19 protein-coding genes are annotated in these 15,926 nt (G+C 42.7%); 17 read left to right on the forward strand and 2 right to left on the reverse strand.

What is annotated here, in order from left to right; translation table 11 throughout:
• Positions 1 to 230: 230 nt before the first annotated feature.
• The 4 genes from H5114_RS03175 to H5114_RS03190 all read left to right on the forward strand — a co-directional run bounded on the left by H5114_RS03175 (position 231) and on the right by H5114_RS03190 (position 3,171).
• Positions 231 to 848, forward strand: coding sequence for a hypothetical protein (locus H5114_RS03175; RefSeq protein ID WP_182722185.1), 618 nt, complete (start codon positions 231 to 233; stop codon positions 846 to 848).
• A 35-nt stretch (positions 849 to 883) separates the two neighbouring features.
• The gene (locus tag H5114_RS03180; RefSeq protein WP_182722186.1) at positions 884 to 1,348 is read left to right on the forward strand and encodes a hypothetical protein; all 465 of its coding nucleotides are present in this window, start codon (positions 884 to 886) and stop codon (positions 1,346 to 1,348) included.
• A gap of 151 nt (positions 1,349 to 1,499) precedes the next feature.
• Positions 1,500 to 2,114 carry a hypothetical protein gene (locus tag H5114_RS03185; RefSeq protein ID WP_182722187.1) on the forward strand — a complete coding sequence of 205 codons (615 nt, stop codon included), beginning with the start codon at positions 1,500 to 1,502 and terminating at the stop codon, positions 2,112 to 2,114.
• 448 nt (positions 2,115 to 2,562) lie between these two features.
• Positions 2,563 to 3,171 carry a DUF6988 family protein gene (locus H5114_RS03190; RefSeq protein ID WP_182722188.1) on the forward strand — a complete coding sequence of 203 codons (609 nt, stop codon included), beginning with the start codon at positions 2,563 to 2,565 and terminating at the stop codon, positions 3,169 to 3,171.
• Between the two features lie 159 nt (positions 3,172 to 3,330).
• On the opposite strand, the gene H5114_RS03195 is transcribed toward H5114_RS03190, so the two are convergent.
• Positions 3,331 to 3,915 (reverse strand): Rha family transcriptional regulator, encoded by a 585-nt coding sequence (locus H5114_RS03195; protein ID WP_182722189.1) that lies wholly within the window; start codon positions 3,913 to 3,915, stop codon positions 3,331 to 3,333.
• A gap of 76 nt (positions 3,916 to 3,991) precedes the next feature.
• The gene (locus H5114_RS03200) at positions 3,992 to 4,150 is read right to left on the reverse strand and encodes a hypothetical protein (RefSeq protein WP_182722190.1); all 159 of its coding nucleotides are present in this window, start codon (positions 4,148 to 4,150) and stop codon (positions 3,992 to 3,994) included.
• 439 nt (positions 4,151 to 4,589) lie between these two features.
• Between H5114_RS03200 and H5114_RS03205 the strand changes: the two genes are divergently transcribed.
• From H5114_RS03205 to H5114_RS03260, 13 genes are all read left to right on the forward strand, one after another.
• Complete coding sequence (locus tag H5114_RS03205; protein ID WP_182722191.1) at positions 4,590 to 4,847, forward strand: hypothetical protein; 258 nt, start codon at positions 4,590 to 4,592, stop codon at positions 4,845 to 4,847.
• A 333-nt stretch (positions 4,848 to 5,180) separates the two neighbouring features.
• A complete protein-coding gene (locus H5114_RS03210; RefSeq protein WP_220492425.1) occupies positions 5,181 to 5,648 on the forward strand; it encodes a deaminase in 468 nt (155 codons plus the stop codon).
• Between the two features lie 154 nt (positions 5,649 to 5,802).
• Entirely contained in the window at positions 5,803 to 6,816 is a 1,014-nt protein-coding gene (locus H5114_RS03215) for an adenine-specific methyltransferase EcoRI family protein (RefSeq protein WP_182722192.1), read from the forward strand.
• Positions 6,817 to 7,896: a DUF262 domain-containing protein gene (locus H5114_RS03220; RefSeq protein ID WP_182722193.1), complete on the forward strand. Its 1,080-nt coding sequence runs from the start codon at positions 6,817 to 6,819 to the stop codon at positions 7,894 to 7,896.
• A 443-nt stretch (positions 7,897 to 8,339) separates the two neighbouring features.
• A complete protein-coding gene (locus tag H5114_RS03225; RefSeq protein WP_182722194.1) occupies positions 8,340 to 8,807 on the forward strand; it encodes a lysozyme in 468 nt (155 codons plus the stop codon).
• On the forward strand, positions 8,807 to 9,244 hold the full coding sequence (locus H5114_RS20455; protein ID WP_182722195.1) for a hypothetical protein: 438 nt from the start codon (positions 8,807 to 8,809) through the stop codon (positions 9,242 to 9,244). Before H5114_RS03225 ends, H5114_RS20455 begins: the two co-directional genes overlap by 1 nt.
• Entirely contained in the window at positions 9,165 to 9,398 is a 234-nt protein-coding gene (locus tag H5114_RS20705) for a hypothetical protein (RefSeq protein WP_404948339.1), read from the forward strand. Before H5114_RS20455 ends, H5114_RS20705 begins: the two co-directional genes overlap by 80 nt.
• Positions 9,382 to 9,666: an HP1 family phage holin gene (locus H5114_RS03235; protein WP_232772167.1), complete on the forward strand. Its 285-nt coding sequence runs from the start codon at positions 9,382 to 9,384 to the stop codon at positions 9,664 to 9,666. The genes H5114_RS20705 and H5114_RS03235 overlap by 17 nt, the downstream gene beginning before the upstream one ends.
• A gap of 3 nt (positions 9,667 to 9,669) precedes the next feature.
• A complete protein-coding gene (locus tag H5114_RS03240) occupies positions 9,670 to 10,203 on the forward strand; it encodes a terminase small subunit (RefSeq protein WP_182722196.1) in 534 nt (177 codons plus the stop codon).
• Positions 10,178 to 12,160 (forward strand): phage terminase large subunit family protein, encoded by a 1,983-nt coding sequence (locus H5114_RS03245; RefSeq protein ID WP_182722197.1) that lies wholly within the window; start codon positions 10,178 to 10,180, stop codon positions 12,158 to 12,160. The genes H5114_RS03240 and H5114_RS03245 overlap by 26 nt, the downstream gene beginning before the upstream one ends.
• Positions 12,160 to 12,363 carry a hypothetical protein gene (locus H5114_RS03250; protein WP_011637143.1) on the forward strand — a complete coding sequence of 68 codons (204 nt, stop codon included), beginning with the start codon at positions 12,160 to 12,162 and terminating at the stop codon, positions 12,361 to 12,363. The genes H5114_RS03245 and H5114_RS03250 overlap by 1 nt, the downstream gene beginning before the upstream one ends.
• Before the next feature lie 8 nt (positions 12,364 to 12,371).
• Positions 12,372 to 13,931 carry a phage portal protein gene (locus H5114_RS03255; RefSeq protein WP_182722198.1) on the forward strand — a complete coding sequence of 520 codons (1,560 nt, stop codon included), beginning with the start codon at positions 12,372 to 12,374 and terminating at the stop codon, positions 13,929 to 13,931.
• Entirely contained in the window at positions 13,852 to 15,918 is a 2,067-nt protein-coding gene (locus H5114_RS03260; protein ID WP_310736381.1) for a ClpP-like prohead protease/major capsid protein fusion protein, read from the forward strand. The genes H5114_RS03255 and H5114_RS03260 overlap by 80 nt, the downstream gene beginning before the upstream one ends.
• Positions 15,919 to 15,926: the final 8 nt, after the last annotated feature.

Below are 15,926 nucleotides of genomic sequence, written 5' to 3' on the forward strand. Positions count from 1 at the left end.
GTTGAGAAAAATAGGGCTGCTCTAATGTATTGATATTATTTGGTTTATTTTTTTACATTTGACGTTGACACTTTTAACGTGCAATTTGAGTTTTTTATTTGAGCGTAAGAGTCATTAAATTGCTTTACTTCAAAGATATAGAAAACGTAGGATGATATTAATCAATAACTTAAACGGTCGGCTTTATCGGTCGAGCCGTTGAATAAGCTGTTATGTCACAGGAGGTTGTATTGAATATTGACACGCTCTTATTGATTTTTGGTGGGCAAACAGTTGTTCTTGGTGCTTTGTTTGCGTATTTAGGGACAATATGGATTAATCGAATAAAAACTAATGAGGTAAGTCAATCTAATCGATTGCTTGCAAAATTGCAGTCTGAACTTAAAAAAAACCTATCTAGGCTGTCTGATAGAAACGAAAGTGTTGTTCATACACATAAATATCTAGTCGAGGTTGAGTATAATCATTATCAGAAAATTTGGGATGCACTAACCAGAGTTTCGCCTTTATTCGACTCAGTCGAAAAAAACCTGACAAATGAAGACGATATTTCTGTAACAGCAACTGAATTGCATGAAGCTAGGGTAGCTTTAGGTAATACGCTCAGCTCAGCGTATCCATTTATTAATAAGGCCATATACGACATGGCTTATTTAGCTCTAGCTTATTCTACGAAAGCATCCGCATGCTTATGGTCATCAGACACAACAATTAAGCCTCAAAATGAAATCGTTGAAGAATTAAGTCAATTTAAACTTTATGCCGAAAAATTCTATGCCTATAACCGAAATACTGGTGATGGAATTCATACTCGTACAGCCGCTATGGTATCTTTTCATGATCAATAGCATCGTGACATAATAAGCTGTTAAACAAGGACAATATGCAATCAGTGATACTCGAATTAATTAAACTAGGCTCAGTAGGGATCATTGCAGGGTTGTTCGCATCTTTTATGGCAAATCGAGACTTTCGCCATAAGAAATGGTGGGAACTCCGTGTTACGGCATATCAAAATGCAATAGAAGCCCTTTCTGATATCGTGCATTACTACGAAACTCATAAAAACGCTTGGGAAACTAATAACTTAACAGATGAACAGAAGCAATTGTTGAATGTTATGATTGGTGAAGCTAGACCCAAAATAAGAAAGCTAGCAGATACTGGTTCATTCCTATTTTCAGAGGATGCAAATACTGCTTTGCGAGCATTTATAGATTTTAGAGTTGGCGAAATTATCGATCCTGATGACTATTATGGACCGCTAAAGATTGAAGCTAGCAAATGTCTTAAAAAATTAGTTACTTTGTCAAAAAAAGATCTGAAAGTACGTAATGTATGGTTATAGCAAGGCGTTTTAACGGAACAAAATAACAGCGGGTTACGTTTCGCTTCGCTACACATTATAACCCACAATTTTTGTCCGCTTAACGCGGGCGTTAGGTTTCAAATCGCTTTTTCGCTTGCTCAGTGTATTTTAATTTTTAGAAGGAATAAGAATGGATTTAATGTCTAACTCTTTCACGATGGTAATTGAGTGGTTTAAATCACTTGAACGTACAGAAATAATGCTTATGACCAGTGCCATTATGTTACTTGGAGTTTGTATAAACTACTTCTGGAGTTCAATAAATTTTAGGCTTACTAAGAAGCACAAAGATCAAGATAGGGAGGCCCTTAAAAAAGATAAAGAAGAAGTGAAAGAAAAGTCATTTAATGCTGATTTACAGGTGCAGCTAAAATCAGCGATTCAGTTAGAAGAATTTTGCAATATCGAAACAAGCATCATTATCACTCAGTTTAGCGATCCCAACAAAAAGTTAGAGGAGGATGTTTCTTTACATTTGCAGAATATGAACGACCTGGTAGTGTTTTTCTCTGAATATGATGAAAAGTCGTGTAGCTATCCCAAAAAAGTTAAGGGTCATTTACACAATTATAAAATGCAAATATTAGATTATTTAATGTATAAGAAGAGCCTAGGTGACCAAACTGATTCAAGCTCTTATAAAGGAGCTACAATACTTGGAAAAGCAAATGCAGAATTAAAGGAAATTAGGAGTGTCGTATATGATTTTAAAAAAGTGCTAAAAGCAATGAAGTTCAGTTCATAATCTTTCCAATGTATTGATAATTCCATTAGATGCAGATGAAATCTAACAAGTTACTTAAACGGATAAAAAACAGTTGGCTTTTGCTCGTTCCTCGCTAACATTAGCCAACTATTTTCTTGCCGTTTAGCAAAGCGTTGAACTAAGCCGCTGGGCGGAGCCAAATGACGACTCAATCGAGTATATTAACTTCATTGAATCAGCTAGACTTAAAAAAGATGTGATGGAACACCATAATGACAAGGGAATTTCAATGAAATACGTACAAACCAAGCCATATTATCAGTTCAACATTGCTCTACAGCCCAGTGCTAGCTTCAAAAAAAGCAAATCCCTATAGCATAAAGCGTACCCATTAACCTGGACTCGGCAACGGCCAAGTTCAACAAGCGGTTTGTGCCATGCAAACAGCGCAACGCATAAATACTAAAACGTTAAAGGCCCATTGAATATGGAGTGTATTTTCAAGCTCAGAGATCAATTAAAAATTATATGGCAAGAGTCTGAAAAATGTTCTGTGAAAGGAACAAATGAAAATAGATTTATTTCTGCGATGCTTTTTGTTTCTCTTAATCATTGTGATGCTATACAGCTTTTAATTCAAAAAAGAAATTTTGCTTCATCATATGCGCTCTTAAGACCTCTGCTAGAAACAACATATAGGTCAGTATGGCTTAATAGGTGTGCGAGCAAAGAACAAATAAATGAATGTATTGATAAAGACAAGTGGAAAAGTACTTGGGATCTTGTTCAAGAAATAGAAGAATATTCTGGTAACGCGCCTATATTGTCTAAGGTTTGGGAAGAGTTGCGCCCGTTAATGCATAGTTATGCTCATGGCGGCAACCAGAATGCCTTCCGACAATTGGGCGATGGTAATTATATAACTCCTAATATAGATGACAAAGAAGTTGTTCAGCTAATTCAGGTAGTAGCTTTAATGTCGTTTGTTGTTTTAGCTGAGTTAATTGACTTGTCTGAAAATACTGAATCTCTTGTATTAGAAAAAATGTCTGAAAGTATGCAGCAGTGGGCCCTTAAAAAGCCAATAAGGAACTAAAAACAGTTTGCTGTTTTCTTTCCTCAACATTTTAGTAAACAATTTTTAGCCCCTTATTGCGGCGTTGAGACTATAGAATTTCTCCAAAAAGATGTTTTGAAAAACAAACAAAAATGGCTACTTGATGTAGCCATTTTTATGGGCGTTTAACTGTGGTTTTTAGCGTAAACGAGCTTTTTTCTCTGCCAATCTTGCTAGTGTCGCGATTTGTTGGTTTGCGGCTTCACTGATTTCTAGCAATTGCTCAAGCGATAAAAAGCGGGGTTCGCGCATGTACTGCACTAATTTATCGCGGCTGGTGACAAACTGGTCATCATCTATCGGTTGCGAGCTCACTATTTTGCCGCCTTCCCATGTAAACATCATGCGCTGACGCTCAAACGGATGTTGAGTGCGGCTAAGTCGCTTTTGGGCTTCGTTGAAGGCATTAATGAAGTTGATCTTAAGTTCGGCAGCTTTGGCACCGGTAAAGCCCATCACTAAAAACATAAAACCGTCTTTGGTCATTTCGTAAATTTTAGAATCACGATTTACAGCCCCAGCTCGCAGTTTTACTGCGTGAACTCGAAAATGAGTTGACGTGAATTCAATGGGCGCATCGGTGATTATTTCGTCAATTTTACGTAAGACGTTGTAATGCTTTTTGCCAAAATAATCGGCCACAACCTGTGAGTTGGTAATGGTTTGTTTGTCGTTAATAAAAACGAGTTGCGTTGGGTGATTTTGATTTGTTAATGCATGCATGATGAAACTCCTTGGTTCGTGAGTTCTCATCAACCAAGAAGGCTAAACTTGGGTGATGAGCTGAACAGGGTTAGCCTTACCGCCCCAAGGAAGCGGCGCACCGAAGTGCCCCCATCCAGCCCACCATAGTAGTGGTGCGCTGAATCACGCAATAAAAAACCAGCTCTGGGCTGGCGACTATTGCGCCTTGGGTATTGCGAGAGGCTAATCCCGGCATTGGATTTTGCCAATGCATGATTAGTATCGCCCCACTTAGGCGCATTTGTCAATTTGTTATCAGTTAAGTGAGTTAGCGATAACCCTTCAGCCATTTTATAAAGCTAACATAGTGTCATCGAGAACCTTTGATCACACAGCTATTTGCTGCCTAAAGCAAAGCGTATGTGTTTTAGAGACTTAGCAACAAATGGGGCAATATTAAGCTAACCGTTTGGCAGATTTAACGCCTTACTCTAATGTATTGATATTGTTTGGTTTATTGTTTAAATTTGACGTTGACACTTTTAACGCGCAATTTAAGTTTTTTATTTGAGTGTAAGAGACATTAAATAGCTTTACTTCAAAGACATATAAAATGTAAGGTTATACTCATCAATAACTTAAACGTTCGGCTTTATCGGTCGAGCCGTTCAATAAGCTGTTAGGCAAAGCACCTCAATAGAAGGAGTATCCGTATGCTAGAAGCAAGTAAATTTCGCTATCTGCCAATATCTGAAGGCAATCATTTAGTTTCAACAGGCTCTAAAAGCTCTCAGCGTAAAGGTATGGACAACGATGATGATTATTATGATGAAGTGACGCCTGATGGAGATGTAGTTGCGAAATATCATACTTGGCATCACATGAGTATTTATCCTCCACAGCGTGTGAGTGAAGGTTGGGAAAAGCTTGATTTAGATGGGAAAAAAATTGATTCTGGCTCATGTAAATAGAGCCGCTGCGCGGAGCTAAGTAGTGAGTCAATCGAGTATATAATCCTCATTGAATCAGTTAGACATTAAAAAATGTGATGGAACACCACAATGACAAGGGAATTGCAATTGAACACATACAAATCAAGCCTCATAATCAATTCAACATTAATTTGCTGCCCAGAGCTCGCATCAAAAAAAGAAAATTCCTATAGCATAAAGTGTAGCCATTAACCTGGACTCGGCATCGGCTAAGTCTAAAAAGCGGTTTTTGTCATGCAAACAGCGCGACGCACAAATACTAAAACGCTAGAAAATCTAATCAACCTCAGCGTAATAATTTCAGGATGAAGAATGAATTTTTTAATTGAATCAAAAGAAATGAATAAGTGGGATATCCGTTTTTGTTTATTAGCTAAACATGTATCAGAATGGTCTAAAGATCCTAATGCTCAAGTTGGAGCTGCATTATCATCAAAAAAAGGTGGTGATATATCTATTGGTTACAATGGTTTTCCTATGGGTGTTGAAGATTCAGCGGAGCGGCTTACGGATAAGGCCGTTAAGTTAGAGTTAGTCGTACATGCAGAGGTAAATGCTTTAATTGCTGCGGGCTCAAGATCTTTTGGTTCTACTCTTTATGTTTGGGGGAAGCCTATTTGTGCAAGGTGCGCAGGCCCGATTATTCAAGCAGGGGTAAAAAGAGTTGTTGCGTTAAAGCCTGATACTAATGGAAAAACATGGGACTTAAGTGGTCAAACAGCATATGAAATGTTTCTTGAAGCGGGTATTAAAGTTGATTTTTACTCGGTAGAAGATTAAATATATATTTTTGTGTAAAGGTAATTTAATTTGGCTATTAGAGTTATTCTACCGCTTCGTTAGAGGGCTGAGCGATACTGGAAGTTCATCAATAACTCCCCGTGTGGAATAATGCGCTGAAATATAATTTAAGTAAGAAGGTAGTTTAAGATAGATGGCAAACGAAAATAGCGGTCTGCAATCTGCAAAACGCAACAAAAAAGATGAGTTCTACACTCAATTAGTCGATGTCGAACGGGAGTTACGCCATTACCGTAATCACTTCAAAGACAAAGTGGTTTATTGTAATTGTGATGATCCATATGTCAGTGCATTTTTTGAGTACTTCACGAAAAATTTTGAGTTTCTAGGCCTTAAAAAACTAATTACTACTTGTTATAGAAGCCAGAGTGTTGATCTTTTCAGTCAGGGGGAATCAGAACAAGCTACGAAGCTTGAATATCTAGGCGGCGTCACAAACAATCTGCCAACGCCGGATGATATTGAAGTGACGCTACTTAATGGAGACGGAGATTTTCGCAGCCAAGAGTGCATAGAAATTTTAAAAGAAGCGGATATTGTTGTTACCAACCCGCCTTTTTCCTTATTCAGCGAGTACGTGGCTCAATTAGCTAGCCTCGATAAAAAGTTTATAATTATCGGCCATCAGAATGCAATCACCTATAAAGATGTTTTCCCGGTAATCAAAGACAACAAAATGTGGTTAGGTTACGGGTTTAAAAGAAATATGGCTCATTTTATAGCACCGCACTACGAGGATACAGCTTCTGATGCCGATCATAAGGAAGGCATGATTCGAGTATCCGGAGTAGTTTGGTATACAAGCCTTGACCATAATAAACGGCACGAAGAAATGATCTTAGTGCAGCGTTACTATGGCAACGAAGCTGCTTATCCGCGCTATGATAATTACGATGCAATTGAAGTTTCTAGGACACAAAATATTCCTATGGATTACAAGGGGGAAATGGGAGTACCTATTACCTTCCTTACAAAGTATAACCCAGAGCAATTCGAGATAATCGGTGCTACAGAGAGTGAAGGCAAAGGTTTTTCACGAGGACTTTGGAAGCCTGAAAGTGGAGTTGCACAAGCAATGATCGATGGAAAAAAAGTCTACAAACGTCTCTTTATTCGCAATCGTAATCCTTTAACACAAGAGGCATAAATGGATATTAATCTAAAAAAAATAACCATCAGAGAGCTGATCGATAGCTACCAAGATAATGATGAAGCTGGGGTAGTAGGTTTTAATGGATTACTAAATATCCGTCCACCTTACCAGCGCGAGTTTGTTTACAATGACAAGCAGCGTGAAGCAGTGATTGACACTGTTACTCGAGGGTTTCCTCTTAATACAATGTATTGGGCGGTAACTGAAAATGGCTTTGAAATTATCGACGGTCAACAGCGTACTATTTCTCTCTGCCAATATGTAGATGGAGTCTTTTCATATAAGGATCGTTATTTTCATAACCTCTATGGAGATGAAAAAGATTCAATACTCAACTACGAGTTAACGGTTTATCAGTGTAGCGGTGTAGATAGTGAAAAATTGGATTGGTTTCGCACAATCAACATCGCAGGCGAAAAGTTAACAGATCAAGAACTAAGAAATGCAGTTTATGCAGGTTCGTGGACATCAGACGTTAAGCGTTATTTTTCTAAGACACAGTGTGCAGCGTCACAAATTGCTGACAAGTACATGACAGGGTCAGCTATTCGCCAAGATTACCTTGAAACCACTATCTCATGGATCAATGGGGGTGATATAGAGGCCTATATGGCAGAACATCAGCATGATCAAAATGCCAATCAGTTATGGTTATATTTTCAATCTGTTATTAATTGGGTCAAGGCTACTTTTCCAAAGTACCGTAAGGAAATGAAGGGTATTTCTTGGGGGGAACTTTACAATACTCATAAAGATGACAACCTCGATCCGAATAGTTTAGAAGCTGAAATAGTTCAGTTGATGAGTGATGATGAAGTTACCAAAAAGAAAGGTGTGTACGAGTATTTACTTACGAGAAACGAAAAATATTTGAGTATAAGAGCCTTTACGGATAGTCAAAAAAGAATCTTATATGAGCGACAAAAAGGTATTTGCTCCGCCTGTTCGGAACACTTTGAGATCGTTCAGATGGAGGCTGATCATATTACCCCGTGGTCACAAGGTGGGAAAACAGATTTGGATAACGGGCAAATGCTCTGTCGTGAATGTAACCGTAGGAAATCCAACAAATAATAGACTGGTGCACTTACCTGCAGCCCTTTAACAAGGGGCTGCTGTCAGACAAATTTTACGCTGTGCTTCAAATTTGCCACTTAAAACGGCGCTAAACTCAATCCACCATAGTTAACATAATTTGATTCAGTGTGTTAAAGCCTATTACCGTATTCTTACTTGCAGAAACTCACTTAACCGATAACTTTTAAATCAAATTTAAAAATTATCGGTTTTACATATCACACAAAGCCAATTCGACCAACGCCATATGTGGCGTAAAACACGCCATATATGGCGTGTTTTTACCCCTAAAAACAGCTACAGTTTATATAAGCTTGATACCACTGCGTAACTGGCTTTGCTTCCTCTCTGGTTCCTTTTTTCAACAACTCTCGTTACATCATCGCCGTTGGGCTCCTGTATTGGAGCCCTTTTTTTTGCTCATATTTACCAGGTGCAGCATGAATATTAAAACAAGGCTTTTGGCGCTGGGGTTTACTGGTGCCATTCTTACTGGAGGTGTGTTAGTTGCTACGGGTGAAGGTGAAGTATTACGCACCTATGTTGACCCTGCCGGTATTGAAACGGCCTGCTTTGGCCAAACTGGCCACAACATTAAGCTTGGCATGGTGTTCACCAACCAGCAGTGCTTAGACATGCTGGCTAGCAGCCTTAACACCTTTGACCGTGAATTGGTGAAACTTACCCCGCCATTAAGCGAGGGTGAACACATTGCTTACCTGAGTTTTATCTACAACGTTGGGGCCGAGGCTTTTGGGGCTTCGACGCTGCGTAAAAAGTTGTGGGCAGGTGATCGCGTTGGCGCATGTAACGAGTTGCCGAGGTGGGTTTACGCCAAGAAGAAAAAGTTACCTGGCTTAATTAAACGCCGCTCAAATGAGCGGCGTTATTGTTTGAGGGATTTGTAATGTTTAACGACTTTAAAACCACAGTGCTGCTATGCATTGTCATCATTTTAGCCACGGTAGTTGGTTTTGGCGCGTTAGGCATTACCTCACTTAAAGCTAAAAACGGAACATTAAGCCATGACTTGCTGCAATCGCAAGTTAGCGTGGATGCGTTATTGAGCAGCAACGCTAACAAAGATGAACGCATCAAAACGCTTGAACGTGATCACCGCATTATCACCGAGCTAAATACTTCGCACCGCAAGCAAGTAGCCGATCTCCAATCGACGTTAGATCACAAACTAGAACGTGCTAATCAGCTAAGGACATCAAACCATGAGCCAACTAAAACATGGGCTAATACTGATTTGCCTAGTGATGCTGTGCAGCTGCTCAAGCAAACCGATTGTGAAAGTGGTGACACAGACCAAAACGGTTTATGTGTTACCGCCCCCTGATTGGCTTGAGCTTTGTGATAACCCACGTTTTATCGGGTTCTCAAATCTGGATTTACTGAATCATTCCCTTACTCAAACCAATGCGCTAGCAAGTTGTAATGCAAACATGCTGCGCCTACAACAATGGCGGCAGCAATATGAGCATAACGACTGACCTAAGTGCAAAACTCACCTCGTTATTGTCTTACATTGCTTCGTTTTTTACCGCTGCAGGCAGTTATGTGAACGATATGGATATTGGGGTGTTAGTCGGCGTGTTGTGTGCTGTGTTTACCGCGTTTATTAACTGGTTTTATCAGGCCCGTAAGAGACAGGGTGAAAAACACATACAAACGTTGCAAGCACAATTACTCGCCAAACAATTACAGCATATTGAACAAGAACGATGTAGCCATGTGTTAGACGATATTCACAAGGACTAGCTAATGGCACGTATTCAAACACCCGACGCCGAGCCAGTGCTACTGAATAAAACCGACCTGTGCAAAAGTTTGGGCATTAGTACTCAGGCGTTCGATAAGTGGGATGTGCCGATACACAGTAAAAAAGGCCGTGAGTGTTTATACACCATGAGCGACGTGGTGGGTAACCGCGTGGCTAATGAGCGTAAAAAACATGTAAGCAATCCAACGCCCGAAGATAACGAAAAACCCAATATCGACTTTGAGCGTTACCGCTTAATCAAAGCGCAAGCCTACGGCCAAGAGCTTAAAAACGAAAAAGACGGCAAAGAAGTGGTTGAGGTGACGTTTTGCTCGTTTGTGCTTAGCCGTATTGCCGCGCAAATATCGCCGGTGCTGGACCAAATACACATTCGTGTAAAACGTAAATTCCCCGACATGCCTGAACGCACCATAGACGCTATTCGCGCCGAAGTGATTAAAAGCCAAAACACCGCCGCTGAACTGGCCAACGGCATTGAGGATTTATTAGATGAATATATCAGAAGCACAGATTAAAAATTTGAAAGCTGCTGTCGCTGCTGGCCTTAAATCGTTTTATCGTCCACCTATGTTGACCTGTAGTGAATACGCCGACACGCATTTTTATATGTCGTCTGAATCATCGTACACCGAAGGCAAATGGGAAAGCTTACCGTTTCAAATCGGTATATTAAATGCTATGGGTAACGACCAAATCACCACGCTGAACATTATGAAGTCTGCGCGTGTGGGTTACACCAAAATGCTGATGGCCAATGCTGGCTACAAGATAGAACACAAAAAGCGTAACGTGCTGATATACCAGCCACGTGACGGTGCCGCCAAAACGTTTATGAAAAAACACGTTGAAACCGCAATACGTGATATGCCGATTTGGAAAGCCCTAGCGCCGTGGATTGGCCGCAAGCATAAAGACAGCACCTTAGAAGATAAAATTTTTACCAACGGTAAAACCTTAATGGTGCGTGGTGGTACCGCCGCGGCTAACTATCGTGAAATATCAACCGATGACGTTATTTACGATGAGTTAGCCGGTTTTGATGAGTCAATCGAACACGAAGGTAATGCCACATCGTTGGGTGACACCCGTGTTGAACTGTCGTTGTTTCCTAAATCGATACGGGGTTCAACGCCTAAAGTATTAGGGACCTGCCAAATTGAAAAGGCCTGTAGCGAAAGCCAGTACCAATTTAGATTCAACTTGCCTTGCCCACATTGTGATGAATTGCAGCATTTAAAGTGGGGCGGTAAAACTGAACCCTTTGGTATTAAGTGGCAAGGTAGCGAGCCAAAAACAGCCTATTACGTTTGCGAGCACTGCGGTTGTTGCATTGAAAACAATCAACTGCATGACATGGAAGAACACCCAAGCGCTTTATGGATATGCGACAAAACGGGTGTTTACACCTCAGACTTTATTTCTTTTTTTGATAAAGACGGCGACGACTTTTTAACGCCCGAAAATATCTCGATTTATATCTGGTCGGCCTATAACACGCTTAACAGTTGGGCCAAGTTAGTCACTGAGTTTTACAAAGCTAAAGGTGATAAAGAAAAGTTACAAACCTTTGTTAACACAAAATTGGGCCAGCCATGGGACAACGACAACGGCGAACGCATCGAGTGGGAAGACTTAGGCCGTCGCCGCGAAATGTACCCCAACGGCAAAATGCCCGATTGGGTTGTGTATGTCACCGCGGGTGTTGATACCCAAGACGACCGATACGAAGGCCGTGTTTGGGGGTGGGGTGCAGGTAAAGAGTGCGGCTTAATCGATAGGTTTATTTTGTATGGCGACCCAGCCAGCCAAGTGCTACTCGATAAAGTCGCGCAGCGCTTAAACCAAAGTTACCCCCGTAACGACGGCATTGTGTTGAGTATTGGCACAACGTGTTGGGATTCGGGCGGCCACTACTCCGATACCGTTTACTCAATGAGTAAAAAGTTGGGTTTGTTTCGCGTGGTACCCATTAAAGGCGCCAATATGTACGGCAAGCCAATTGCCAATTTCCCGCGTAAGCGAAGCAACAAAGGTGTGTATTTAACCGAGGTGGGTACCGACAACGCCAAAGAGTTGATCATGGCCATGATGCGCACTCAACCCAGTGTTGATACGCGTACACCTGGTGCAATCCATTTGCCACTGAACGACAGCATTTGTGATGACACCGAACTGCAACAGTTAACGTCTGAACGCAAATTGCCGACACGCCGCGACGGTCGCATTGTTTATCGCTGGGAAGCTGGCGGCAGACGTAACGAAGCGCTGGACTGTTTTGTGTATGCCTTGGCTGCGCTGTATATCGCCATTGACAGGTTTGGCATTAATCTCGACTCGCTCAGTAAAGTGATAACCAATAAAGACGAAAACCCATCATCAACCGATGAATCCCCCAAACCCAAAAAACCGAAAAAGAGCCAAGCCAATAACTGGCTAAATGGTGGTTCGGTTAAATCAGGAGGCTGGCTGTAATGTCAAAGCAAGAAGCGGCAGACATGGTCGCGCTGTATATCGAAGCCGAAAAAGATGTACTGGCGGGTAAGTCCGTTAGCATCAACGGCAAGATGATGAGTACAGAAGACCTGGAACAAATTCGTAAAGGCCGCATGGAATGGCAGCGCACCTTAAGCATGTACACCCGCCCACGGGGTACCACACTCGCCCGATTTAACTAGGAATCAATATGAGCATTATTAACGATGCACTATCGTATTTATCCCCTGGCTGGGCGCTAAAACGACAGGCGGCCGCGATGAGTTATCGCAACCTTAAAGGTTACGAAGCTGCTAGCCCAAGCCGAACCCATAAAGCCAACAAAGAAGGGCGCGGTGCCAACCAAGCGGTGTTTGCTGCAGGTAAAAGCTTGCGCGAACAAGCGCGTTGGTTAGACGAAAACCACGACCTGAGTATTGGTATTTTAGATCGCATGGAAGAGCGGGTAATTGGTGCCCAAGGCATTGTGGTTGAGCCACAGCCCCGCAGTATTAGTGGTGAAATACTGGATGATTTGGCCAATGATATTCAGCGTCGTTTTGCTGCATGGTCATTAAAGCCTGATGTAACAGGGCGCTACACACGGCCAGAGCTTGAACGCTTAGTGTTACGTACCGCATTGCGCGATGGTGAAGTATTCGGCCATCAAGTGCGTGGCAAGGTGGCTAAGTTTGGTCATCTCAACCCGCAAGGCACGCAATACAGTATTGAGGCGTTAGAGCCTGATTACATTCCGTTTGAACTTAACGATGTATCCACCCGCGTTCGACAAGGGTTAGAGGTTAATGGTTGGGGGCAGGTGGTTAATTACCATGTTTTGTTTGATCACCCGTCTGACCAAATTGGCTTTCGCTACAAAACTAAAGCCGTACCCGCCAGTAACATGCTGCACCTTGGCATGTTTAAGCGTTTGCACCAGCTGCGCGGTATCAGTATTTTTCACGGCATTTTAACCCGCCTTGGCGACATTAAAGACTATGAGGAATCTGAACGGGTAGCCGCTCGTATTGCTGCAGCGTTAGCGTTTTACATCAAACGCGGTGACGCCAGTATGTTTGGCCTAGATGGTGATGCTAAGGCTGACCGCGAAATAAACATTGCACCAGGCATGACCTTTGACGATCTTGCTGTTGGTGAAGATGTCGGCATGATTGAGTCAAATCGCCCCAACGTGCATTTAGTCGATTTTCGTAATGGCCAGTTAAAAGCCTGTGCTGCGGGTACCCGAGGCAGTTACTCGAGCATTGCCCGTGACTATCAAGGTAGCTACTCAAGCCAACGCCAAGAGCTGGTTGAGCAAGATGAGTCTAACCGCATTATGCAGCAATGGTTTTGTGCCGGTTGGGCGCGGCCTGCGTTTCGTAACTGGTTGGAAATGGAGTTAATGAACAAGCAAGACCCATTAACCCTGCCGCCAGACATCGACACCCGCACCTTGTTTGATGCCGTTTATTACGGCCCCACCATGCCATGGATAGACCCCCGCAAAGAAGCCCAAGGGTGGGAAATGATGCTGGCGGGAAACGTTGCCACCGAGGCTGACTGGGCGCGAGCTCGTGGCCGTAATCCAAGCGAAGTTAAACGCCAACGTCAACGTGAGGTGAAGTTTAACCGCGAAAACGACATGGTCACGGGTAACGACCCAGAGCCACAAGACGGAGTAACCCCAAGTGAAAAAGACAAAACTGCATCTGGCGCTAACCGCCGCAATGATAATGCCAAGCGCATCAGTGAGCTTGACCGAGAGTAAAGAGAAACGCGGTTTCTACAGCATGAAAGGTGCTGCCAATGGCGTGGTCGAATTAATTTTATATGGCGATGTTGGTTGGGACTTTACCGCCAAACAAATCGCCACTGACCTACGCGCAATGGGCAAAGTGTCGCAGATTAAAGCCTACATTCAATCGGGTGGCGGCGATGTGATGGACGGCATGGCCATTTATAACATTCTTGCTCGCTGGCCTTGCCAAAAGTCGATTTGTATTGAGTCGGTTGCAGCGTCTATGGCCAGTGTTATTTGCATGGCATTCGATACCGTGATTATGCCCTCCAATGCCTTTTTGATGATCCATAGCAATTGGGGCGGTGCCGTTGGTACTGCTGATGATTTACGTGAATACGCAGACTTGCTCGATAAGTGGCGCTCAAGCATGGGCAAGGCTTATCAAGATAAAGCCGGCGGTAAGTTAAGTGATGAACAGCTAGGACAATTTTTTAAAGAAGACACTTGGTTGTCTGCACAAGAAGCGGTTGCTCTTGGGCTAGCAGATGAAGTGATAGAACCGATGCAAATGGCTGCATCAATTAATTTTAAACGACTGAAGGACTTTAATAATATGCCTAAAGCATTACAAACCCTGCTAGCACAACAGGGCAATATCGGTGCTACCACCCCAAACCCGCCTGCGCCAGCAGCTAATCCACCAACACCCGCTGCATCGGTACCAGCACCCGCGGCACCGTCGCAAGCTGATATTCAAGCTGCAGCTAAGGCAATGAACAAGGCGCGTATCGACGGTATTAACAGTGCATTTGTTCATTTCCCGCAATTAGCTGAACTTAAAAATAGCTGTATTGCCAATGATGATGTTGACGCAGAAAAAGCCAAAGACATGATTTTGGCTAAGTTGGGTGAAGACACTACGCCGTGTGCTGTGCTGCCTCGCACGACGATTCACTCGAGCAACGGTAACATTGTGGGTGACTCAATTCGTGCCCAGCTATTAACCCGTGCAGGCCACGCAGAGCGTGAGGCATCAAATGCTTATGCTAGTTATAACTTGCGCGATCTTGCCCGTGCCTCATTAACGGATCGTGGTATTGGGGTGTCTGGCATGAACCCTTTGCAAATGGTGGGGTTAGCGTTTACTCATTCATCATCTGACTTTGGCAACATCTTGTTAGATATCGCTAATAAGTCAGTATTAATGGGTTGGGAAACTGCCGAAGAAACGTTTGAACGCTGGACTAAAAAAGGTCAGTTAGGTGATTTTAAGATTGCCCAGCGTGTCGGACTAGGTGACTTCAACAGCTTGCGTCAAGTGCGTGAAGGTGCTGAATACAAGTACGTGACAGTGGGTGATCATGCACAACAAATTGCACTGGCCACATACGGCGAACTGTTCTCTATTACTCGCCAAGCTATCATCAATGATGATATGAGCATGCTAACCGACATTCCAATGAAAATGGGCTTTGCAGCTAAAGGCACCATTGGTGATTTGGTTTATGCGGTGCTTACGCAAAACCCCAAAATGGCAGACGGAAAAGCCTTGTTCCATGCCGACCACGGCAACTTAGGTTCTGGTGCGCCAAGTGTGGCGGCGATTGATGCTAACCGCATGTTAATGCGTAAGCAAAAATCGGGTAATCGTAGTCTGAATATTCGTCCTGAATTTGTGTTGTGTCCTGTAGGGCTCGAAACCACAATGAACCAGATCATCAAGTCTAGTTCGGTTAAAGGCGCTGATGTTAATGCGGGTATTGCTAACCCTATCCAAAACTTTGCTGAAGTGATTGCTGAACCTCGTTTAGATGATAGCAGTGCAACACAATGGTTCCTTGCCGCTGGTAAAGGACGCGACACCATTGAAGTGGCTTATCTTGATGGTATCGACACGCCTTATATTGAACAGCAACAAGGTTTCACCATTGATGGTGTTGCAACCAAAGTGCGTATTGATGCGGGTGTTGCACCACTTGATCACCGTGGATTGGTTAAATCAACAGGTGTGTAACACGCATC

Origin of the sequence: Shewanella sp. SR43-8, from assembly GCF_014163775.1 — a bacterium.
GTDB classification, from domain to species: domain Bacteria; phylum Pseudomonadota; class Gammaproteobacteria; order Enterobacterales; family Shewanellaceae; genus Shewanella; species Shewanella vesiculosa.

Excerpts from the sequence above, each read along its gene's own strand:
- H5114_RS03180 (WP_182722186.1), top strand. The coding sequence starts at position 884 with ATGCAATCAGTGATACTCGAATTAATTAAACTAGGCTCAGTAGGGATC.
- H5114_RS03185 (WP_182722187.1), top strand. The coding sequence starts at position 1,500 with ATGGATTTAATGTCTAACTCTTTCACGATGGTAATTGAGTGGTTTAAA.
- H5114_RS03190 (WP_182722188.1), top strand. The coding sequence starts at position 2,563 with ATGGAGTGTATTTTCAAGCTCAGAGATCAATTAAAAATTATATGGCAA.
- H5114_RS03195 (WP_182722189.1), bottom strand. The coding sequence starts at position 3,915 with ATGCATGCATTAACAAATCAAAATCACCCAACGCAACTCGTTTTTATT.
- H5114_RS03200 (WP_182722190.1), bottom strand. The coding sequence starts at position 4,150 with ATGCATTGGCAAAATCCAATGCCGGGATTAGCCTCTCGCAATACCCAA.
- H5114_RS03205 (WP_182722191.1), top strand. The coding sequence starts at position 4,590 with ATGCTAGAAGCAAGTAAATTTCGCTATCTGCCAATATCTGAAGGCAAT.
- H5114_RS03210 (WP_220492425.1), top strand. The coding sequence starts at position 5,181 with ATGAATTTTTTAATTGAATCAAAAGAAATGAATAAGTGGGATATCCGT.
- H5114_RS03215 (WP_182722192.1), top strand. The coding sequence starts at position 5,803 with ATGGCAAACGAAAATAGCGGTCTGCAATCTGCAAAACGCAACAAAAAA.
- H5114_RS03220 (WP_182722193.1), top strand. The coding sequence starts at position 6,817 with ATGGATATTAATCTAAAAAAAATAACCATCAGAGAGCTGATCGATAGC.
- H5114_RS03225 (WP_182722194.1), top strand. The coding sequence starts at position 8,340 with ATGAATATTAAAACAAGGCTTTTGGCGCTGGGGTTTACTGGTGCCATT.
- H5114_RS20455 (WP_182722195.1), top strand. The coding sequence starts at position 8,807 with ATGTTTAACGACTTTAAAACCACAGTGCTGCTATGCATTGTCATCATT.
- H5114_RS20705 (WP_404948339.1), top strand. The coding sequence starts at position 9,165 with ATGCTGTGCAGCTGCTCAAGCAAACCGATTGTGAAAGTGGTGACACAG.
- H5114_RS03235 (WP_232772167.1), top strand. The coding sequence starts at position 9,382 with ATGAGCATAACGACTGACCTAAGTGCAAAACTCACCTCGTTATTGTCT.
- H5114_RS03240 (WP_182722196.1), top strand. The coding sequence starts at position 9,670 with ATGGCACGTATTCAAACACCCGACGCCGAGCCAGTGCTACTGAATAAA.
- H5114_RS03245 (WP_182722197.1), top strand. The coding sequence starts at position 10,178 with ATGAATATATCAGAAGCACAGATTAAAAATTTGAAAGCTGCTGTCGCT.
- H5114_RS03250 (WP_011637143.1), top strand. The coding sequence starts at position 12,160 with ATGTCAAAGCAAGAAGCGGCAGACATGGTCGCGCTGTATATCGAAGCC.
- H5114_RS03255 (WP_182722198.1), top strand. The coding sequence starts at position 12,372 with ATGAGCATTATTAACGATGCACTATCGTATTTATCCCCTGGCTGGGCG.